General features: G+C 41.8%; 24 protein-coding genes. 9 read left to right on the forward strand and 15 right to left on the reverse strand.

Features of this window, described 5'->3' with window-relative positions; genetic code table 11:
• Positions 1-18: 18 nt before the first annotated feature.
• On the reverse strand, positions 19-903 hold the full coding sequence (locus tag WCM76_04995) for a hypothetical protein (GenBank protein ID MEI6764976.1): 885 nt from the start codon (positions 901-903) through the stop codon (positions 19-21).
• A gap of 172 nt (positions 904-1,075) precedes the next feature.
• Entirely contained in the window at positions 1,076-1,360 is a 285-nt protein-coding gene (locus tag WCM76_05000) for a hypothetical protein (GenBank protein MEI6764977.1), read from the reverse strand.
• A gap of 118 nt (positions 1,361-1,478) precedes the next feature.
• Here WCM76_05000 and WCM76_05005 point away from each other — a divergent pair, with 118 nt between their 5' ends.
• The 8 genes from WCM76_05005 to WCM76_05040 all read left to right on the forward strand — a co-directional run bounded on the left by WCM76_05005 (position 1,479) and on the right by WCM76_05040 (position 8,381).
• Positions 1,479-2,459, forward strand: a complete 981-nt coding sequence (locus tag WCM76_05005) for a DUF6427 family protein (GenBank protein MEI6764978.1) — start codon at positions 1,479-1,481, stop codon at positions 2,457-2,459.
• Positions 2,460-2,510: 51 nt separating this feature from the next.
• Complete coding sequence (locus WCM76_05010) at positions 2,511-3,596, forward strand: glycosyltransferase family 4 protein (GenBank protein ID MEI6764979.1); 1,086 nt, start codon at positions 2,511-2,513, stop codon at positions 3,594-3,596.
• A 387-nt stretch (positions 3,597-3,983) separates the two neighbouring features.
• Positions 3,984-4,208 carry a hypothetical protein gene (locus WCM76_05015; GenBank protein MEI6764980.1) on the forward strand — a complete coding sequence of 75 codons (225 nt, stop codon included), beginning with the start codon at positions 3,984-3,986 and terminating at the stop codon, positions 4,206-4,208.
• 99 nt (positions 4,209-4,307) lie between these two features.
• Positions 4,308-5,240, forward strand: a complete 933-nt coding sequence (locus WCM76_05020) for a hypothetical protein (protein MEI6764981.1) — start codon at positions 4,308-4,310, stop codon at positions 5,238-5,240.
• On the forward strand, positions 5,218-6,204 hold the full coding sequence (gene gwsG, locus WCM76_05025) for a grasp-with-spasm system ATP-grasp peptide maturase (protein ID MEI6764982.1): 987 nt from the start codon (positions 5,218-5,220) through the stop codon (positions 6,202-6,204). The genes WCM76_05020 and gwsG overlap by 23 nt, the downstream gene beginning before the upstream one ends.
• Complete coding sequence (locus tag WCM76_05030) at positions 6,201-6,434, forward strand: hypothetical protein (GenBank protein MEI6764983.1); 234 nt, start codon at positions 6,201-6,203, stop codon at positions 6,432-6,434. The genes gwsG and WCM76_05030 overlap by 4 nt, the downstream gene beginning before the upstream one ends.
• Positions 6,421-7,482, forward strand: a complete 1,062-nt coding sequence (gene gwsS / locus WCM76_05035; protein MEI6764984.1) for a grasp-with-spasm system SPASM domain peptide maturase — start codon at positions 6,421-6,423, stop codon at positions 7,480-7,482. The genes WCM76_05030 and gwsS overlap by 14 nt, the downstream gene beginning before the upstream one ends.
• A complete protein-coding gene (locus tag WCM76_05040) occupies positions 7,479-8,381 on the forward strand; it encodes a formylglycine-generating enzyme family protein (GenBank protein ID MEI6764985.1) in 903 nt (300 codons plus the stop codon). The genes gwsS and WCM76_05040 overlap by 4 nt, the downstream gene beginning before the upstream one ends.
• A gap of 8 nt (positions 8,382-8,389) precedes the next feature.
• On the opposite strand, the gene WCM76_05045 is transcribed toward WCM76_05040, so the two are convergent.
• Complete coding sequence (locus WCM76_05045; protein MEI6764986.1) at positions 8,390-10,876, reverse strand: bifunctional UDP-N-acetylmuramoyl-tripeptide:D-alanyl-D-alanine ligase/alanine racemase; 2,487 nt, start codon at positions 10,874-10,876, stop codon at positions 8,390-8,392.
• Between the two features lie 29 nt (positions 10,877-10,905).
• Positions 10,906-11,997 carry a 4-hydroxythreonine-4-phosphate dehydrogenase PdxA gene (gene pdxA / locus WCM76_05050; protein ID MEI6764987.1) on the reverse strand — a complete coding sequence of 364 codons (1,092 nt, stop codon included), beginning with the start codon at positions 11,995-11,997 and terminating at the stop codon, positions 10,906-10,908.
• A gap of 75 nt (positions 11,998-12,072) precedes the next feature.
• Here pdxA and WCM76_05055 point away from each other — a divergent pair, with 75 nt between their 5' ends.
• Positions 12,073-12,819, forward strand: coding sequence for an SDR family NAD(P)-dependent oxidoreductase (locus WCM76_05055; GenBank protein ID MEI6764988.1), 747 nt, complete (start codon positions 12,073-12,075; stop codon positions 12,817-12,819).
• Positions 12,820-13,207: 388 nt separating this feature from the next.
• On the opposite strand, the gene WCM76_05060 is transcribed toward WCM76_05055, so the two are convergent.
• The 11 genes from WCM76_05060 to WCM76_05110 all read right to left on the reverse strand — a co-directional run bounded on the left by WCM76_05060 (position 13,208) and on the right by WCM76_05110 (position 21,954).
• A complete protein-coding gene (locus WCM76_05060; GenBank protein ID MEI6764989.1) occupies positions 13,208-14,971 on the reverse strand; it encodes a chloride channel protein in 1,764 nt (587 codons plus the stop codon).
• 30 nt (positions 14,972-15,001) lie between these two features.
• Positions 15,002-15,877 carry an ATP synthase F1 subunit gamma gene (gene atpG / locus WCM76_05065; GenBank protein MEI6764990.1) on the reverse strand — a complete coding sequence of 292 codons (876 nt, stop codon included), beginning with the start codon at positions 15,875-15,877 and terminating at the stop codon, positions 15,002-15,004.
• A 46-nt stretch (positions 15,878-15,923) separates the two neighbouring features.
• Positions 15,924-17,507, reverse strand: coding sequence for a F0F1 ATP synthase subunit alpha (gene atpA / locus WCM76_05070; GenBank protein MEI6764991.1), 1,584 nt, complete (start codon positions 17,505-17,507; stop codon positions 15,924-15,926).
• Between the two features lie 18 nt (positions 17,508-17,525).
• A complete protein-coding gene (atpH, locus tag WCM76_05075) occupies positions 17,526-18,083 on the reverse strand; it encodes an ATP synthase F1 subunit delta (GenBank protein ID MEI6764992.1) in 558 nt (185 codons plus the stop codon).
• Positions 18,084-18,092: 9 nt separating this feature from the next.
• A complete protein-coding gene (gene atpF, locus WCM76_05080; protein ID MEI6764993.1) occupies positions 18,093-18,587 on the reverse strand; it encodes a F0F1 ATP synthase subunit B in 495 nt (164 codons plus the stop codon).
• A 78-nt stretch (positions 18,588-18,665) separates the two neighbouring features.
• Positions 18,666-18,926 carry an ATP synthase F0 subunit C gene (gene atpE / locus WCM76_05085; protein MEI6764994.1) on the reverse strand — a complete coding sequence of 87 codons (261 nt, stop codon included), beginning with the start codon at positions 18,924-18,926 and terminating at the stop codon, positions 18,666-18,668.
• A gap of 37 nt (positions 18,927-18,963) precedes the next feature.
• Entirely contained in the window at positions 18,964-20,109 is a 1,146-nt protein-coding gene (gene atpB / locus WCM76_05090; protein MEI6764995.1) for a F0F1 ATP synthase subunit A, read from the reverse strand.
• 148 nt (positions 20,110-20,257) lie between these two features.
• Positions 20,258-20,848, reverse strand: coding sequence for a tetratricopeptide repeat protein (locus WCM76_05095; protein ID MEI6764996.1), 591 nt, complete (start codon positions 20,846-20,848; stop codon positions 20,258-20,260).
• 100 nt (positions 20,849-20,948) lie between these two features.
• The gene (locus WCM76_05100; protein ID MEI6764997.1) at positions 20,949-21,329 is read right to left on the reverse strand and encodes a hypothetical protein; all 381 of its coding nucleotides are present in this window, start codon (positions 21,327-21,329) and stop codon (positions 20,949-20,951) included.
• Positions 21,330-21,362: 33 nt separating this feature from the next.
• Positions 21,363-21,578 (reverse strand): AtpZ/AtpI family protein, encoded by a 216-nt coding sequence (locus tag WCM76_05105; GenBank protein ID MEI6764998.1) that lies wholly within the window; start codon positions 21,576-21,578, stop codon positions 21,363-21,365.
• A complete protein-coding gene (locus WCM76_05110; GenBank protein ID MEI6764999.1) occupies positions 21,550-21,954 on the reverse strand; it encodes a polymer-forming cytoskeletal protein in 405 nt (134 codons plus the stop codon). Before WCM76_05110 ends, WCM76_05105 begins: the two co-directional genes overlap by 29 nt.
• Positions 21,955-21,976: the final 22 nt, after the last annotated feature.

Raw genomic sequence — 21,976 nt, forward strand, 5'->3', positions numbered from 1 at the left:
GTTCGAAGTAATTATTGTTCAATTGTTATGTCGGCTCGTCAAACAGCATTTCTTCCTGTATGCCGGCAGCGAATAAAAAATGCCAAGGCTGCTGTATATAAATTTATCTGTTCCGGCCTTTCCTTTTCTGACGCCAATACTTTTGGAGGTAATATTATCGAGATAATCTGAAAATGTATAATGATATACAGCGCCTATGCGAATAGCAATACCATTTTTGAATCTGCACTCTGCCGACAGCCCAAGAGGTATACCGAGCGCAAATTGTTTTGGTTTCCCGATATTATCTATGTCAAGGTTGCGGTAACTGGTCTCGAAAGTATTATCTCTTGAAATAATTGCTGCCGTAGACGTATTATCATAATTTTGAGGGAGGTCACGGATGGTCCCGTCGTTCCAGTAGTAATATGTTTTCCCGTTATTGTTTTTAAGATCGCCGGTCACTGTAAAAAAGATTGCTTCTGCGCCGGCAAATAACCAGCATGAAAAATGTTCACGCAGTTTCCCCTGATTAGCCCAGTGCAAAAAGTTAAACGACAGGCCAAGTTGGGGTGATACCATTGTTGTTTTAAAATTCAAAGCACGGCTTTCAGTCTTTTCGTCACCCAAAATATTTCCATAAAACAGGTTCACACACAGACGCGATGCAGTAAAAACATCGCGTTCAGCATTTAGCTGAATACCATAACGGTAATAAAAAGGAGCCTTGAGATTATTATTTTTAAGATCCCCAAAATAAGTGGTTTCTCCTGCGCTGAGACCTATGTGGTAGCGGCTTTTCCTTTGTTCGTCGGGGGGCGTATGCTTTTCATCAGGACTGCCGGCATAAATACCGGAACCGGAGAGTATAACAATAAATGAAACAATAATACTCCTGAAAAACCAACCGGATATTTTCATCATTGAATTAATTATCCCGTATTTGGAATCTCAAATATAGGCAAATATTCAATATTTTGAGTTCTGAACTCCTTTTTTTAAGTATTTAAATTTTCCGGAAGTTAATAGATGGAAAGATGCCAATGTTGAAAATTCATTGCTCCGTCTGTATCTGAACTTATAAATGATTGAACAATTACATAACCCAGAATTTAATAATACAGGCTACTGCAGCAATCACGATAGCAACGGATGTTGCGGCAATGATTATTTTTTTTCCGTCGCGGCGGAATTTACTTTCAGAGTCAGCAATCTTCTGACGAATATTCTCAGTATCGATATTGCATTCCAGCGCCTTTTTGTACCACACCACAGCATACTGATACAGTTCAATACGGTAGAAGTCGTCGCCGCGTTTTACAAAATCGTTGAATTTAATCTCCTCGGGGGACAGATGCAGGTTTTCTTCGTGATGTGCCATGGCTCTATTGAATTATTTTCTGTTGCAAATTAAGCAAAACATTGGGAATGCCAAGCCTAAAATCATAAAAATAATTCAGATTCGTTACCTTTGCCAAAGAGGAACTGGAAATTCGGTCATGTTAAAAATATTTCGGGGAAGTTCGGGTTTACAACTTGTATTAATACTGCTTGCAGCCGTTGCATTGTGGATGCCCGCGCTTATACACCCCCGCCCCATGCCCGCTCCCGAGCCCTGCGGACCGATGTATTCAACGCTTTACAGACTCTTTCAAGGATTTGAGGTCATTCCTTCTGCTGTCGCTTTTTTACTGTTGCTGGGCGAGGCAATCATTCTTAACAACGCACTGGCACGGCTCAGCCTGCTTCCGCGTAACAGCTATATCACCGCCTTTATTTTTGTGATATTAATGAGCTCGTGGCCTGCCTATCTCACATTGCATCCGATGTTATTCTCGGCCATGTTTGTGATACTGTCGATGCGTATGCTGCTGCGTATTTATGATAAGGAAGATCCCTTCATGGAAGTACTGAATGCCGGACTTTTCCTGGCAATCGCCACAATGTTCAGTGTTTCGGCTCTTCCCATTTTCTTTCTGATATGGATTTGCCTGATTGTGTTCCGAATTATGAGCTGGCGCGAGTGGGCGATTTCTGTAATCGGATTTGCGCTGCCATTTGCCTTTTTGTTAACCTATTACTATGTATCAGACAGCCTGACATCCCATCTTGCCGATTATAAAATGATTTTCTCGCATATAGGCCGCCTTGGTTATGAAACAGGCTTCAGCACATGGAATTTTATTTATTTCGGTTTGCTCGCGCTGATAGCGCTGATGTCGGTCTGGCGCCTGATTACGACTGTGGGAGAGAAAAACATAAACCTTCGTAAAATTTTTCTTGCCGTATTCTGGATGTTCTTTCTTTCATTATCCTGTCTTATGATAGGTGCTGAACAACCCGATATGAAGGCGACTATGGCAATGCTTCCGCTTTCTATAATGCTTGCGCATAATTATATCGTCAGCCGGAAAATGCTTATGAATGAACTGCTTTTTCTGCTATTTATTACCGCAATTATTCTTCAGAAATTTTTATAACGGGGCGCGGTATGAGTTGTATTTTTGCAATAAATTATTAAACAAATCATTTTGAAGAAGATACTTTATTTGGTAGCTCACAGACCCGACCGGTCGCCCGGTCAGCGGTTCCGCTTTGAGCAGTATCTTGATTACCTCGCAGCCAATGGTTTTGAATATGAAATATCATACCTGCTGAATGAACAGGATGACAGGGATTTTTACAGCCCCGGCAAGTATTTTCGCAAGTTCTTGATTCTGCTAAAGAGCGTACGCAAACGTTTCGGCGATATTAATAAAGCGAAGCAGGCCGATATCGTTTTTATTTACCGGGAAGCGGTTATGTTTGGCAGCACCTACTTTGAACGACGGTTGAATAAGAATGGCGCAAAGATTATATTAGATTATGATGACGCCATCTGGCTGATGGATGTGAGCGAAGGAAATAAAAACCTGAAGTGGCTGAAACGGCCTTCCAAAACCGGCGATATTTGCGGCTATTCAAGGCTTGTTATTACCGGAAATAATTATCTGGCTGATTACGCACGGCAGTTTGCAAAGCAGGTTGCCGTAATCCCTACAACACTTGTGACGGATATTTTTAAACGAATAGACACGCCTAAAATTGGTGATGCCGTCTGTATTGGCTGGACAGGTTCTTCTACCACGCTCAAGCATCTGGAATCGGCATTGCCGTTTTTGAAAGAATTAAAATCCCGCTTCCGCGATAAAATCTCATTCCGTGTAATTGCCGACAAGCCTTTTCTGCCCGATGATCCGGATTTTGAATTTTGCAAATGGTCGAAAGAAACGGAAGTGGCCGATTTGTGCGCTATTGATATAGGCATTATGCCCTTGCCCGATGACGAATGGGCACGCGGAAAATGCGGTTTCAAAGGATTACAGTATATGGCGCTCGGCATTCCTGCCGTGATGTCGCCGGTGGGTGTGAATACCGAAATCATCAGCGATGGCGTCAATGGTTTTCTGGCTTCGTCTGTTGATGAATGGGTTGAGAAATTATCGCAACTGATTGAATCGCCCGGACTGCGTCTGCAGTTTGGAACCCAAGGGCGCAAGACCATAGAAGAACGTTACTCTTTCAATTCTCAGAAAGCAACATACCTGGAACTTTTCAGGGATGTGGCGGCAGGATAGGAAATATTTTAAGCGTTTAGAGTTGCTGAATCCTCTTTCCAAATAAAATCGCAAAAAAAATTCATATAAAGCTAACATCGTGGATATGAGTTTGTCTTATAGGCAAATCATATAATTTTTTTATTATTCGTTTCTGAGTAAAAAATAAATTTCGCATTCACGTTTGGAAATCCTTGCCGGGCGCAGACAACAGCCTTTGCGCTGAAATAGGCCCCCTCAAAACAGCCCTCGATTACTCAGATCTTGAAAAATAAGCGTATTCATGTTCGTCATATTATGTCAAATAAATATATTTTAAATAATTGTTTTTCAGGGTTTTAAACGTTGTTTATGATAAAATAAGCGTGTAAATTTGCCGTTATAATTATTCACTTAAATCGAAAAAATATGACATTCGAAAAAATTAGCGACCCCAAATTTGAGGGTCTGAAAAAAGACAAAATCAGCAATCTTGCAGCAATCGTTGGTGGAACCGGAAAAAAAGTTGAAACAGGCAGGGAATGTACTGCCGATTACAGCTACGATACTGGGCGTGGTGTTAATAATGATAATTGCTGGACAACCGTCAAGTCTGGTGATACTGCTGAAGTTCAGGGAGGACCTTGTCGGTAGTAATACCAAAACAGGGGGAGCTATATGATATAGCTCCTTCTGTTTTGGTTTTTGACTTTCTGAAAACAAATAATGCACCACATCCCTTAGATTCTTCTTATGAAAACGATATTCCTAATTTTTTCTCTATTAGTTTCAAACAATTTTTGCAATGCTCAAAAAGACTATTCAGCGTATTATAAAATTACATGTGAATTTTATAATAACACTCTTGACCCGGCAAAAATAGATTATGCAATTAAAAACATTTCTTTACTTGAAAGCGCCTTCGAAATTATTGATCCACTCCCATCCGATTTAATGAATGCATCATATTACTATTACATTTTAAATAATAGGAGAAAAGGTCGAAAATATTTATTACAGGCGGCGAAAGCAGGCGCAATAATCCTTAAATCAGAAGATGCATATATGGATAGTGTTTTGAATTCTGATAAAAAACTTCGTAGAAAGTACGATAATTTTCATCACCACTATTTGACAACAAAGTGTGACGTAGAAAACTCGATTGAGATTATAAAACTTTTTAATATGGACCAGCATACAAGGTCATTATTTAGTGATTATTCTGACGCAGATTCTTCATTTTACAAATATAAATGGAAGGATGTGGTGAAAAGTGACTCAACGAATTACTTTTCACTACTAAAAATTCTCAAATCACCAAATTTCAATTCGCGTAATCTCACTTCTGAAGCACAATTAGGACTTGGTATAGTCCTGATGCACAGCGCCACAGAAAGGTATGCAAATAAAGATACCGTTTTTGCACAGTTAAAAAAGGAAATGTTGAATGGAGCCATTAGTCCACGTTTTTATGCAAATAGTGTTGACCGATACTACATGTACATTAAAAGTCAGAATTATTATTGCTGTTTTTACGATGAGGAACTTCCAATTTTTGATTTACAAAATATAGATAAAAGACGTGCTGAAGTATGGCTGTACCCACTCTACTTAAAGTTTAAATGGAATAATCAATTAGATATGCTCCCAAAAGATTACAAGTATGATCCTGATTCAGTCAAGTAATGAAGATATTGCAACATCAGCAGTAATTGATTGGTTAAATTATTATGGTTGCAAATATTTTAGAATAAATGAGAATAGTCTGCTATATGAAATTAATTGTGTAAAAAATAATATTTCATTTTGCTTTACAGATGTACTTGGAAATAAGCAAAAAATTGACCTGTCTCAAGTCTCTGCTTATTGGTATCGTCGGGGATATTCAAATATCGAAACGCCAAAGCACACACAAGGGAACAATGTATTTCTGGATGCCATTAATGAACACTTCTCGCACGAATCGGCTACACTCGAAAACCTTACATATTATTTATTCAACCACATCCACGGTCAAAAAATAGGTCACATACGCTTCAACCATATTAATAAAATCGTGGTTTTATCGATGGCCAGAAAGGCAGGGCTTGATGTACCGGATACTGCGATTATTTCTTCAAAAAATGCACTTACGGCTTTCTATAATCAGCATTCCCCGAGTGGTATTATAACAAAAAGCTTGAACCAGAGTTTCGGCCTGCAGGACGATGTAAATAGTATTTATATCGCAGGTTACACGTCATTATTTGGAAACGCTGAGATTGATCAATGCCCTGAAACCTTTTTTCCCACTTTATTTCAGGAGGCCATTCCTAAAAAGTTTGAACTCCGCATATTTTATTTAAACGGAAAATTCTTTTCATCAGCAATATTCTCGCAAAATGATGAAAAGACGAAAGTAGATTTTCGTAATTACAATTTTGAGAAGCCGAACAGAACACCTCCATTCAAGCTGCCTGAAAGTATCGAGAAAAAAATCACAGACTTGATGCAAAAAATGGAACTGAATTCCGGATCTATTGATATGATCTACTCCGAAACGGGGAAATATATTTTTCTGGAAGTAAATCCTGTAGGACAATTCTGGCAGGTATCATACCCGTGCAACTATTACCTTGAACGTGAAATAGCAAAAACTCTATGCGGATGAAAACGGAAGAACTCACTGAACTTTTACCTGAATCGGAAAAACTACCCGTTGGCTCATTGGTCTGGCAAATCCGCATCAGCCCGGCAAAGTCAACAAAAACAGTAAAAATAATTTCTGAAAAGCACAACACGGATTGCTATCCTCTGCATGGATTGCCTAAGCCAATAAGCAAAATTATTGACTTCACGGTTAACGATAACATTGAAATCAAGAAAAATGGAAGTCATTAATATTTTTGCTGAAACAATTGCCGTGAAAGGTGCCGCACGCAGCATCATTTATGACCTGCCTCGTAATAATCACTATTGTATCCCCAATGCACTGTATCAAATTTTGCAGGACTGTCGCGGAAGAACCATAGAATCTATAATTGCCGATTACCCTGATCACGGCGAAATAATTAAAGAATACTTCCGGTTTCTCGAAGAAAAAGAAATTATTTTTTATACAGAACCGGACGAAACAGCTTTGTTTCCGCCAATAAGTGATACATGGGATTATCCGGCAATGATTTCAAATGCAATAATAATGCTTGATGAACATAGTACCTATTCGAGTTCTGAGGTATTACGGCAGTTGATAGGTTTAAATTGTTACAGATTACAAATTATCACATTGCATAAAGTTCCTGTTTCTTTTTGGTTAAAGTTGTTCAAGGAATTCAATACATCAGCGATTTCGACTGTCGAGATTTATACGCGGTACAATATCGACATTGACCCCGGCGAATATCTCAAGCTCTTCGATGAATTCTGCCGTATAAAAATTATATTCCTTCACTGCGCGGATAAAAATGAATACCTGAATATTGGCGAAAACGGGATGTGTCAGATTTATAAAAGCATCCAGACTATTACTTCGGAAAATCTTTGTGGATGTATTAATCGAAATTATTTCAATGTCAATATCTCTCTCTTCACTGAATCACAACACCACAACACCTGCCTCAATCGTAAGGTATGTATAGCTGCAACAGGAGATATTAAAAACTGCCCCTCTATGAGTCGCAGTTTCGGCAATATCAAAGACTCCACGATTGCCGAAGCCATCGAAAAACAGGGCTTCAAAGACATGTGGAACATTCGTAAAGATGAGATTGAGGTTTGCAAGGCCTGCGAATTCCGTCACATGTGCACTGATTGCCGCGCTTTTCTTGAAAAGCCGCAAGACATCAGAAGCAAGCCGCTTAAGTGCGGCTATAACCCGGAAACGCTGGAATGGTCGGATTGGAGAACACTTTCTGAAAAACAAGCGGCAATAACATATTACTCATTATGAAAAAATCAAAACAGAGCTGTCTTCTCATCACGGTAATTCTGGTGATTATTACCGGTCCTCAAATACAGGCACAGCCTGTAAGCATCCATAAACCGGAAATGATATTGGTACAAGGCGGGCGCTTCCTGATGGGCTGCCTCACATCTACACCCGGTGAGGTTGATGATCTGCAAAAAAGCTTTGAAGACCGAGCGAAACCGGCTTTTTACGCAACAGTTGATTCCTTTTATATCAGTAAATATGAAATTACTGTACAGCAATTTGCAGATTTTGTAAATGCCACTGCCTATATTACGGAAGCAGAACAAAAGGGTTCTTCAGTTGCTATACTGAGCAGTAGTTCGAACTACAAAAAAACAAACAATATTAACTGGCGCTTTAATGTTTCAGGAACACAGAAGTTGCCTGAAAAGGATTATACCCTGCCCGCTATATATATTAGTTGGAATGATGCTAATGCCTATTGCGAGTGGCTCAGCAGTATTACTCATGAAAAATACCGTCTGCCAACAGAGGCAGAATGGGAATATGCCGCGAAAGGCGGAAACAAAAGTAAAGGGTACCGGTACAGCGGCAGTGACAGTATAAACAAAGTCGGGTGGTGTGGAAATAATTCCGGATTTTTTTTACACCCGATCGGGCAGAAGGCTCCGAATGAACTGGGCATTTATGATATGACCGGGAATGTACAGGAATGGTGCCTCGACCGGTACGGAGCGTATTTACCAAAAGAACAGTATAATCCAAGCGGGCCAACAGATGGTACTCAAAAAGTTATACGCGGTTCGTCATGGTTTTTTCTTAAAAATTGTCATGACGTTGTTTACAGAAGTCCGGTTGAACCTGATTACAGCAGTGCTCAAATCGGCTTTAGGATAGTAAAAGAAGTGAAAAATTAAGTTCGCCCCTATTCGTAATAATATATCCGTTTCACCCGTCGCGAAAGGTTTGTAAGAATTTCATAAGGAATGGTTTCGAGTTGTGCCGCCAGTTCCTTGATTGAAAATTCGTTGTTGAAGATGGTTACTTCGTCGCCTTCTGCTGCATCAATACCGCTGATATCACACATACACATATCCATACAGATGCTGCCGATGATGGGTGCCGATTTCCCTCTGATGATGAGCTTTCCCTTGCCATCGCCTAGTTTGCGGTCGAGTCCGTCGGCATAACCAATAGGAACCGTAGCAATGCGCGTGGGCTGCTGTGCTATCCACTTTCGGCCATAGCCAACGCTTTCGCCCGTATTCACGGTTTTTATCTGTGATATGACAGATTTCAGCGTGCTTACATTCTGCAAGGCCGATTGTTCTTTTTTATCAAACGCAATACCGTACATGCCAATACCAAGGCGCACCATCTCAAACTGTGCACTGCCAAAGCGGTTGATGCCCGATGAATTGAGCAGGTGCATCAGCACAGGCTCATCAAACGCGGATTTTATTTTCTCACCGGCTTCGCGAAAAACATCAATTTGTTTACGGGTGAATTCGTCGTGTTTGGTTTCATCGCTTGCGGCAAGATGCGAGAATACTGAGCGTACAAGAATCAGCGGCTCTTCTTTCAAAGCAGCAATCAGTTCATCCACTTCTCCCGGATCAAATCCCAAACGGTGCATGCCGGTATCCAGTTTTATATGTACCGGGATTCGCATTCCTGCATTCAGCCCCTGTATCCTGATGGTTTCTTTCAGCAAATTCAGCACCCTGAAGCTGTATATCTCAGGCTCCAGATTGTATTTCAGCAAAATATCGAGGCTTTGTTCTTCGGGACTCATCACCATAATGGGAACTGTAATACCCGAACGGCGGAGTTCAACACCTTCATCGGCATAAGCCACGGCAAGATAATCAACGTTATTATACTGCAAAGTGCTTGCGATTTCATAACTTCCGCTTCCGTATGAAAATGCCTTTACCATGGCCATAATCTTTGTTTCGGGCTTCAGGCGCGAGCGGTAATAATTCAGGTTATGGACCAGTGCATTCAGATTGATTTCAAGTACCGTTTCGTGCGACTTTTGCTGCAGCATACGACCAATCTGTTCAAATTCGAAGGCACGGGCTCCTTTTAAAAGGATGGTCTCATTGTGAAAAAATGAGGGTGAAAGCTCTTTCAGAAAACTTTCGGTATCGGGATAAAAAACTTTTTCAATATCAAATTTTGAAGCCTGACGGCTGATTGCTTTACCAATGCCGATAAGGCGTGCAACTCCTTTTTCGCTGATGAGCTTGGCTACCTCAGAATACAGTGTATCGTCGTCGAGCGAGCTTTGCAGGATGTCGGAAAGAATGAGTGTTTTTTTCTTGTGCTGCTTTTGTTGATTCAGAAAATCGAGCGCTATGCCGATGGAATTGATGTCGGAATTATAGCTGTCGTTAATAACGGAGCAGTTGTTGATTCCTTCGTTCATTTCAAGGCGCATGGCCACCGGCGAAAGCTGTAACATGCGGGAAGCAATCACAGAATTTTCGTATCCGAGATGAAGCATCAATGCCCAGCAATGGATGGCATTTTCAACAGACGCATTGTCAATAAAGGGAATTACTATACTGATTGTTTCGCCATTATACGTAGCCGTGATGAGTGTTTCGCTCTGTTTTTTCTCGGTGCCGGTAATAAGCATGTTAGACTTAAGTTTCCGGCTCCAGGAAAAATTATGGATGTTTTTGAAAATTTCCGATTTGATGATTCTGTCCTGAATTTCAAAATAATCAGGGCAGTAAATCATCGTTTTCACTTTGGTGAAAAGCTTGAGTTTTTCACCAACCTTCTGCATAGTATTGATGAAATTTTTGTCGTGTGCAGCGCCAATATTGGTAAATATACCAATGGTAGGCTGTATAACAGGCTGCAGCTTATCCATTTCATCAGGTTCGGAGATGCCGGCTTCAAAAATTGCAATGTCGTGTTCGGGCTGCATCTGCCATACCGAAAGCGGCACCCCAACCTGTGAGTTATAACTTTTCGGGCTGCGGACAATTCTTTTATCCTGCGAAAGCAGCATGAACAGCCATTCTTTCACGATGGTTTTTCCGTTGCTTCCGGTTATCCCGATGACCGGGATGTTGAATTTCTTGCGATGGTTGGCTGCCACGGCCTGCAATGCTTTCAGTGTATCTTCAACAAGAATAAAGCAGGCATTTTCGTAGGTATCAATATCTTCAGGAAGCGTTGAAACAACAAAATTCCGAACACCTTTAATGTACAAATCACGGAGGTAGCGATGACCATCGTTGCGTTTGCCAACAATGGCAAAAAACAGCGCATTCGCCGGAGCGCTTACGTTACGGCTATCAATAATAAGGTCTTTGACAAAGGGCGCATTCGCAGCATTCCCGCTGAGGCGGCCTTTTACAACGGCTTCAATCTCTTCTATAGGGTAAGTAATCATAATTGTTATAACAGGAAATAAAAATCGGGTTACTCTACCGGAGACTTATCGTCATCGGCAGGGAGCACAGTTTTGGTTCGTAATGCATTTGCCTTTAGTTCATCGTAATTCTGTCTGTTAATAAAAATATCGCAGGCAAAATAAACAGCATGTCTGAACGATTCGGGTGATGCTTCATTTTTTCCGGCAATTTCATAGGCAGTGCCATGAGCAGGAGATGTTCTTACAATCGGGAGCCCGGCGGTGTAATTCACACCATCTTCGAATGAGAGCAGTTTGAATGCAATCATTCCCTGATCGTGGTACATAGCCAATACACCGTCAAATTGTTTATGTTTCATGGTGCCGAAAAATCCATCGGCAGGGTATGGTCCAAAACACAGAATATTTTCGTTTTGCGCTTTTTTAAGTGCCGGTACAATAATCGTTTTTTCTTCTTCGCCAATCACGCCTTCGTCGCCGGCATGCGGGTTCAGACTCAGAACGGCAATACGTGGTTTACGGCATGCGAAATCACGTATCAGCGAGTTATTCATCGCAATAAGTTTCCGGACAATAAGCTCCTGAGTGATTATTTTTGGAAGCTCGCTAATCGGAGCATGACCGGTAACGAAGCCGATACGAACAGTCTCCGACACCATCATCATCAGGTATTCGCTCACGTTGAATTTGTTCGCAAGATACTCTGTATGTCCCTGAAATGCGAATGCTTCCGACTGAATATTTTTTTTATTGATGGGCGCCGTAACCAATACATCAATGTTTTGGTGTTTCAGGTCTTCAACAGCCATATCGAGAGCCTGCACCGCGAGTTTGCCCGCGATTTCCGACGATTCGCCAATTTCAATTTTTATTTCCGCATCGGTAACATTTACAATATTTGCACGCTTGGGCGTAGCAACATCGGCCTTTTTAACCAGATTGAACGTGAAATCATTTATATTAAGTACCTTCCGGTGATACGATGCTATTTTACTTGAACCATAAACTACCGGTGTGCAGATTTCCAGCATTTTAGGATCCATGAAGGTTTTGATGATTACTTCATAGCTGATGCCATTAAAATCGCCGTGCGTAATCCCTACAACAGGCTTTTTATCTTTATCTATTGGCTTAATCATGGACGGTTATATTTCTGCAAATATACGTAATAATCATGAGGCGAAAAATTGCGGGAATATTGTATTTTTGGAATCATGAGAAATATTGATAATAAGATAAATCAGCAAAGAAAAGCCATTATTATCGGTGCAACATCAGGAATCGGAAAATGCCTGGTACCATTGCTAATAAACAGCGGTTACAAAGTGGGCATCACCGGCAGGCGGTCTGAGAAGCTGATGGAAATGCAATCTGAATTCGGCGATCATGTTGTCATTTTATGTTCTGATATTTCCGAGCTGTCAATCGTTGTTCGGGATATAGAACAACTTGTTGAAACACTTGATGGACTTGACTTACTGGTGATAAGTGCCGGAACGGGCGATCTTAATTCAGCCCTTGAATTTGAACCAGAAAAGCGCACAATCGACACGAATATTGCAGGTTTTACTCTTTTGGCAGATTGGGCATTCAATTATTTCAAGAACAAAAAGACGGGGCATCTGGCGGCAATCACATCCATTGCCGGACTTCGCGGCAGCCGCTTTGCTCCTGCTTATAATGCATCCAAAGCATACGAGGTAAATTATCTGGAAGGCTTGAGGCAAAAGGCAAAACATGAAAAACTGAATATTTCGATTACAGATATCCGTCCGGGTTTTGTGAAAACAGCCATGGCAAAAGGCGACGGACAGTTTTGGGTGGCTTCGCCCGAAAAAGCCGCAAAGCAAATATTGCGCGGAATAAAAAGAAAATGCACGGTGGTGTATGTTACAAAGCGGTGGCGGTTGATTGCGATTTTATTCAAAATGATGCCCCGCTGGTTGATGGACAGAATCTGACGGGTGAAGAACTAAGAATTGTTGAATTGTTTACTGATAACTAAACAGCTACACGCCTAAACAACTTAACCATTATTTTCGCAAAGGCGCAGAGACGCAAAGAATCCTCATGTCCGTTTTTTACCCATAACACTTAACTCATGTCCGTTTTTTGCTGTTTTTTGGACATGAACCAAATTCGGTCATTGAGCCTGCCCGTCCGTTCAGGCGGGCTTGTCGAAATGCCGAATTGCTGAAATGTTGAATTGTTGAGTCGTTGAAATGCGGAGTTACTGAATTGTTGAGTTGCTGAGTTGTCCAATTTTCAAATTAACAAATTTTCAAATTGATCTGCCGGAGGCGGACAGGCTTGTTGAATTGTTCAAAGTTAACTGATAACTGTAAACTGTTAAAAGAGCTGACCGGAACGCTTGATGATACGCCTGTAATTGCTTATAAGCGCCGATTTTGAAATAATCCCATAATAAACAGTTCCGTCCAGCACAACCATGTTCCAGGCATTGGTATCTTCAAATTTCTCCATCACTTCGGCCATTTTTGAATTTATAGCAATAACCGGAACATTGGTATCCATAATATCACGAATCGGTGTTGTTTCAAAATGCTCAGGTCTGAACAGGTTTTCTTTTACCTTTTCGAGATATACAATTCCTTGAAAATTCTTTTGTTCGTCCACAACAGGAAAGATATTCCTGTTGCTCTTTTGAAAGGCCGCAACCAATGAAGAAAGCTTATCATCCACATTAAGAATGATAAAATCGTTTTCAATAAGGTCAGACAAATTCAGCAGGTTAAGTGCGTTTTTGTCTTTATCGTCGGTCATCAATCGACCTTCCATTGCTAATTTTTTAGTATACACAGAATGTGGCTCCAGATAACGGGAAATAAAATACGATATTGCCGAAACCAGCATCAGCGGCACAAATAGGACATAACCCCCGGTAACCTCAGCTATAAGAAAGATGGCTGTAAGCGGCGCGCGGACAACACCGCTGAGTATGCCCGCCATTCCGACCGCAATAAAATTGACCGTACTGAGCTGCATCAAGCCTGTACTGTTTACAAAAAATGCCAGACCAAAACCTGTGAGTGCACCGGTAAACAGAGATGGTGCAAAGATTCCGCCGTTACCTCCGCTACCGATTGTAAGCGCCGTAGCAAATGGTTTAATAAGAATAATGGCCATTACAATAATCAGAACAATGCTTGCATTTCCTGAATAACCTTCAAACAGTCCGTTTTGTAACAGCGTCGCATGTTCACCTTTGAAGAGATGCTCAATACTCATATACCCTTCCCCGTAAAGGGGCGGAAATACAAAAATTATTGCGCCAAGCAACAGGCCGCCAAATATCGGTTTCAGTATGCTGTTATTTTTCCCGAGACGACCTTCAACCAGCAGTGTTATGCGGCTCATGTAAACAGATAAAAGACCGCAGACAATGCCAAGTAACAGATAAAACGGTATTGCTTCAAAATACCAGCGGGTAGTTACAAGATAGAACAGCTGCCCTTTATAAATCAGGTTTGATAAAATGGCCGACGATGCAGAAGCAATCAGCAGCGGAATAAAAACAGGGGTTGAAAAATTAATTAACAGCACTTCAAGCGCAAAGACTACTCCGGCTATCGGACTGTTGAATACTGCCGATATCCCTGAAGCAGCGCCACAAGCCAGCAGTATCACCCGTTCATTATATCCGAGGTTAAACATACGCGCCAGATTGGAACCAATAGCGGACCCGGTTACAGCTATAGGCGCCTCCAGTCCTGCCGAACCACCAAGCCCCACGGTGATTCCGCTTGTAAGAATATGGGAAAACGTTTTACTCTTTTTCACAATACCCGAGTTCCATGAGATATCATAAATGATGCTCCCAAGCCCTTTGTCAAACCGACCGCGGAACATGTATTTTATTATCAGAAATGTAATAAGAATGCCACTCGCAGGGAGCACTATGTACACAAATTTTATGGACTGATAACCTGCAATGATGTCTGCAAAATGCTGAAGGTAGCGCACAAAAACTTTGAGTACCACTGCGGCAAGTGCTGAGATAATCCCAACAATAATGCTCGCAATGATAAGAAAGGTATGGTTGCCGATGTTTTTCAGCCGCCAGAAAAGAAATTTATTAAATACAGTATTCAATGAGAACGTATAAAATACAAGCTATGTGAATCAGCCTTTCAGAGCATTTGCTCCGCCAACGATTTCTATGATTTCATTTGTAATAGTTGCCTGACGGGCTTTATTGTAGGTAATTCTGAGATTTTTGAGCAGCTCTTCTGCGTTGTCGGTGGCCTTGTGCATGGTTGTCATGCGCGCGCCGTGTTCTGATGCATATGAATCCAGAACAGCTTTGTAAAACTGTACTTTCAGGGATTTTGGTACAAGGTCGCCAACAATTTCAGCACGTCCGGGCTCAAAGGTATAATCGGCCTGCATACTGCTGCCGGCTGTAATAGGAGGTACAGGCAGGAACTGTTCCACCGTAAGGTTTTGCATGGCCGCATTTTTGAACTGATTGTAAACAATATCGATTCGGTCCCATTTGCCTGTGACGAACTCTTTCATCAGTCTTTCAGCAACAACGGTAGTGTTATCGTAGGTTAGTGCATCAAACAATTCATGATGCGAACCGGCAATTATATAATTTCTTTTTGAAAAAAATTCGCTTGTTTTTTTACCGATGCATAACAGGGATACGTTGCCATTGGCGAATTGGGTGGCGTAGTTTTCTTCTATATGATGAACGGCAGCTTTGATTACATTGGCATTGAATGCCCCACAAAGACCGCGGTTTGATGAAACAGTAATCACAAGTACGTTCTGAACTTTGCGTGCTTTGAAGTATGCGCCTTCGTCGGCGCTCTCAATGCTGGAACCAAGGTTCTGCAATAATTCCCTGAGTTTGTTCGCGTACGGCCTTAGTTTCACAATGGCTGTCTGTGCCTTACGCAGCTTAGATGCAGATACCATTTTCATGGCACTGGTAATCTGCTTGGTGGAACTCACAGACGCTATCCGTATTCTTACTTCCTTTAATCCCGGCATGTTTCCTTACGTTTAAACAGCTTTCGCCCTGATTTAACAGTGCTGATTATTTTTCGTATTTCGATGCAATATCCAATGCTGTCTTTTCAAGCAATTTCATGATTTCATCATTAATGATGCCTTTTCTGAGGTCATCGAGCGTACCGCGATGATATTCTTCGAGGTGATGCAGGAATTCTTCCTGAAAATCAATAATGCTTTTTACAGGCACTTTCTGCAGTAAACCTTTGGTACCGCAGTAAATAATTGCAACCTGTTTTTCGACCGACATAGGAGAATACTGAAGCTGTTTCAGTATTTCCACGTTACGTGTTCCTTTTTCAATAACCGCTTTTGTAGCGGCGTCGAGGTCGGAACCGAATTTTGCAAATGCTTCCAGTTCGCGGAACAGGGCCTGATCCAGTTTCAGTGTGCCTGCAACCTTTTTCATTGATTTTATCTGGGCATTTCCACCCACACGCGATACTGAAATACCCACGTTGATGGCAGGCCGGATACCGGAGTTGAACAATCCGGTTTCGAGGAAAATCTGTCCGTCGGTAATAGAAATAACATTCGTCGGGATGTATGCCGACACGTCGCCCGCCTGTGTTTCAATGATTGGAAGGGCTGTAAGTGAACCACCACCTTTAACCATATGCTTTATAGATCCCGGCAGGTCATTCATTTTTGCTGCAATGGCATCTGATGAGATAACACGTGCGGCACGCTCAAGCAGGCGGCTATGCAGGTAGAAAACGTCACCGGGATAAGCTTCGCGTCCGGGAGGACGGCGGAGTAACAGTGACACTTCGCGATATGCAACAGCCTGTTTGGAAAGGTCGTCGTAAATACACAGTGCAGAACGTCCGGTATCTCTGAAAAACTCACCGATAGATGCGCCTGCAAACGGAGCAAAAAATTGCAAAGCGGCAGGGTCGGAAGCAGTAGCCGATACTATAACGGTATAGGGCAATGCACCTTTATCTTCAAGTGTTTTCACGATATTGGCAACAGAAGAACCTTTTTGACCTATGGCAACATAGATGCAGTATACAGGTTCGCCTTTTTCGTAGTTTTCGCGCTGGTTCAGAATGGCGTCAATAGCAATAGCGGTTTTCCCGGTCTGCCTGTCACCAATAATCAGTTCGCGCTGACCGCGGCCTATCGGAATCATAGCGTCAATGGCTTTGATACCCGTTTGTAGCGGCTGGTTAACCGGTTGGCGGAAAATAACGCCCGGAGCTTTGCGTTCAATCGGCATTTCATAAAGTTCGCCTTTGAGCGGACCTTTGCCGTCGATAGGCTGTCCCAGCGGATTGATAACCCTGCCAAGCATGCCTTCGCCAACTTTTATAGAAGCAATACGACGAGTGCGTTTTACCACATCACCTTCAAGAATGCTGTTCGAATCTTCAAGCATTACCACGCCTACATTGTCCATTTCAAGATTGAGAACAACGCCTGTTACGTTGGCTTTTTCAAATTCCACGATTTCACCCGACTCAGCATTGCTCAGTCCGTAAATACGTGCAATACCGTCGCCCACCTGCAACACAGTGCCTACTTCGTCCAGTTCGTTATCGCTTTTATAGCCTGCCAATTGTTGGCGCAAAATTGCCGATACTTCTGCTGGTTTAATCTCTGCCATGTTCGTATATTTTAAAAATTACAATTTCCGTTCGTAAACATTCACATTAAACTCTCTGATAAGCTGGTTGATTTTATGCTGTGCGCTGGCATCCCATTGCTGGTCGTCAACCTGCAAAACAAACCCACCCAGGAGTTTTTTATCAACTGCAGTTACTAAATCTATTTTGCAGTTGAGTTGTTTTTCGAGCATCTCAATTACTTGCTTTTTTAGTTCAGAGCCGGCTTCAACGGCCGTTTTCAGAAATGCTTTTTTAACTCCAATCGATGCTTCGTATAATTTATTGAATTCTTCCGCAATGCCTTCGAAGAACATTTCGCGGCGTTTGCGAATAATAATTTCGAGGTATGCCAAGGTCATTTCATGAAACAGTGTGCCGAACAGCGCCCGCACCACGGCAAGTTTTTTATCCGACCGTATTACAGGGCTTTCAAGCATCTGCCTGAAATCCCTGTTGGATTTACATACAGAACCTACCAGTTGCATATCCTCATTGACGCGTGCAGTGAGGTTTGTTTCAGCTGCAAGGTCGAAAATAGCTTTCGCATACCTATTTGGAATTCTTCCCGATTTCATGCGTCCGGCTTAATTAAAGTGAATGTCTTTAAGCAGTTTTTCAATCCAGACTTTCTGCTTGTCGTCTTTTTCCAGCTCTGCCTGTAATATTTTCTCGGCAATTTCTATTGAAAGAATGGCTATCTGATTTTTCAATTCGGTAAGGGCAGCCATTTTCTCGTACTGCAGGCTTTCTTTGGCGGCATCAACAATGCGCATTGCCTCGGTGTTGGCTTTGGTCTTGGCTTCTTCAACAATGGCTTCGCGTATTTTGCGTGCTTCGCGCAGCAATGCATCGCGTTCTTCTTTAGCATCTTTAAGCAATTGTTCGTTGCTGAATTTAAGCTGCTTCATTTCTTCGCGTGCTTTTTCGGCTTCGTGGAGCGCGTTTTCTATGCGGTCTTCTCTTTCCTTCAGCGATGTCATTACAGGCTTCCAGGCAAATTTCCGCAGAATTATAAGGAGTAATAAGAACGTAAGCGTCATCCAAAAAATCAGACCCAGGTGCGGAGTTACGAGTTCCATATATTTATCTTTTAATTTCTGAAATAAAAAATGTTCATTGCCTCTCTGCCAACCGCAGCGAGGCAATGAAACATCCGATTACATAACGATGGCAAGCACACAAACAACAACCGCAAACAAAGCAACCCCTTCGATAAAGGCAGCCATAACGATCATGTTTGAGCGAATATCACCAACGGCTTCCGGCTGACGTGCAATGGATTCCATTGCGCTACCACCGATACGGCCGATGCCGATACCTGCACCAATCGCTGCAATACCGGCACCGATACCGGCACCCATTTTTGCTATGGGGGCAAGGTCGTTAGCCGCTTGCAATAAAACTGATAATAATGACATAACTTAAAATTTAGGTGAATAAAAAAATGATCTGAAATTAATGTCCGTGTTCATGGCTTTCTTCATGCCCTGCCATTGCCATTCCAAAGTAGATGGCCGAAAGCAGTGTGAATACATAGGCTTGTATAAATGCCACCAGTAATTCAATGAGTGACATGAAAATTCCAAAAATTATTGATACGATTGAAATTCCATAACCCAATCCGGGGCTTATCTGTCCGAAAATAAATATAAGACACATAAAGCCGAGTATGATGATGTGACCTGCGGTAATGTTCGCAAACAAACGAATCATAAGTACAAAGGGCTTGGTGAAAACGCCGATGAGCTCAACAAGTGGCATCAGTGGAATAGGTATCTTGAGCCAGAAGGGCACTCCGGGAGTATTGATGATGTGCAGCCAGTAATCGCGCTTGCTGCTGATGGTGGTGATGATGAACGTAAACAATGCCAGTACCATGGTTACGGCAACATTTCCTGTAACATTGGCGCCACCCGGAAAAAACGGAATAAGCCCCAGCAGATTGGTGAAGAAAATGAAGAAGAAAAGGGTAAGCAGGTAAGGCATGTATTTTTCGTACTTTTTCTCGCCGATGGCGGGACGGGCAATATCGTCGCGGATAAAGAGGATGACAGGCTCAACAAGTGACTGCAGACCTTTAGGCGCGTGCCCTTCACGTTTTTTATACTTGCGTGCAATTGAAATAAAAATCACACAAAGCAGAAAAACGCTGATAAAAATCGTTAGCACATTTTTTGTGATTGAAAAATCGAGCGGCAGTGAAGCTTCTTCATCAACAGTAATGCCGTCGGCTTTTACTTTAACAATTTTTCCGGCGTTTTTACCTTCGTTTTCCAGTTTATAGCCGTTGTATGATGTTTCGCCATGGTGAAACCTGCCGGACATAAAACAAACAATCTTTCCTTCGTCTATCAGAATAACAGGCAGGGGAACCGTGATATTTGTTTCGCCCACTTTGGCAATATGCCATTCATGTGCATCAATAATATGTTCAATGATGGTTTTGCCGGCATTGAACTTTTCGCCACCTTCGCCATCAGGAGTCTTACTTTCCGAGGCATACAAGGCCGGATTGCCTGTAAAAACAGACAATGTCATCCATAAGATGAAATAAAAAACTGAACGATAATATTTTGAGGCCATCTCCACGCTCTTATACATATATTTTTAAAGCGAGGCGAATTTATGCATTATTAAAATGTTGGCGAAAGTTTTTCGTATAAATTTTTGTTAAGATTTACTAATAGCGTAAATACCGGAGATGACATCTCTCCATTTTAAGCAACAAAAGAATGTGAAATTCCAGGTATTATTTACAATACTGCTCAATAACATCGGAGGCATTCGGATAGCCCAGTTCTTTGGCTTTGTAGAGGTTGAAGCAAGCGTTTTCATTTAGGCCGGCCTGCAAATAGGCTATTCCCAGATTATAATAATTAAGTCCTTTTTCAGGCGCCAGCCGAACGGCGGTAAAAAAATCCTTGAATGATTCGTCGGTGCGTTCAAGCCGGCACAAACTAACACCTCGCTGTCCGTAGGCAGCTTCATACAATGAATCAAGTCCGATACAATTGGTAAAATCTTTTACAGCCTGGTTATAATCACCGGTCATGTAATATGCCAGTCCGAGATTAAAATAGAGTTGAGCATCATTATTTTTATACAGCCATGCGGTGTTAAAATCGCTTATCGCGCCTGTATAATCGCCCGTTTCGGCTTTTGCAACGCCTTTTTTAAGATAATCCGCGTACAGCGCGTCGTATGAAAATGTGTAAACGCTGTCACCAATTTTCATTTCCATTGAGTGACCTTTGTCGCTTATCACTATTTTATTAGTGTCGGTCTGTGCCATTCCGACGTAAGCGAAGCTCAGCATAAATGCAACAATCAATGCTCTCATATCAGTGGTTTTTAGTCAGCATAAATCTTATTGGTAAGAAGAGTCTCTGAACTAAATACAATTGATGCATGAAAAGTATGCTAAAATAGGTTTGACGCGGTTATTTTTTCTCGGAGCGCAGCAGTAATGCAATTTCAAAAACGGTGAAGCAAATGTACAATACAAAAAAGGCTGCCAGAAATTGTATTCTGTCTTTAGGAAACAGTACAATGTAAAGCGTGAGAACACCAATATAAATAATCAGCTTAACCAGTGTAGACAGGTTGAACAAAAGCACAAAGCGATTAAATCGTTTGGCTGTGGCTTTTTTTATGACGTAATAAACAACTGCAGTAACTATTGCAAAGAAAAGCACCAGAAAAGGCATCATGGGTGTAAGCCATGCCGGCGGCATCAGGTAATTAAGACTAAAAGTCAGCACGAGGATAATGATGGTAAAAAGTGCAAGCTTGACAATAAATTGAAATATCGTATTTCTCATGCTGTTCTATAAAACATTTAAACGCAAATATTCTTATTTCTTTCGATTCAAATCTCTCATTACCAAATAAATGGCAAAGGCAACAGAAAGGAGCGACAATAACAGTGTAAAGACGGGAACCGGCCAGGCAACAGATTTATCAATCCATCGTCCGCCAAAAACGCCGGCCAGAATCACGACAATCATCTGCACGGCCATACTCGAATACCGGGCGTAAGAATTAAGTGGTTGCTTTGGGTTTTTCTTCATTTTGCCGAAGCAGAATATTTTCGGGTTTAACAATGGTTTCATGCATGTTGCATGACCCCGAAAACTTTGCGCCGGGTTCAATTGCCAGTTTTCCGGTAACGATATCGCCGGTGAGTCTGGACGTTGCTTTTAACTGCAGCAATTCCGTTACGCTCACTTGTGCTTTTACATTTCCCGAAAAATCGCCGTTCAGGCAAATAATCTCTCCTTCAACATTGCCCGTGGGACCAATCACCACTTTGCCTTTGGCGTTTACCGATCCTATCAGGGTGCCGTCAATCCGCATATCGCCATTCGACTTGATATCGCCCTTGATGATTGTTCCGTTGCCAATGATGTTTATGGCAGGAGATTCCATTTCGTTACTTTTTGCCATAATTGTTTTATGCTAAGTTATA

It is taken from the genome of Bacteroidota bacterium (genome assembly GCA_037133915.1).
Taxonomy (GTDB): domain Bacteria; phylum Bacteroidota; class Bacteroidia; order Bacteroidales; family CAIWKO01; genus JBAXND01.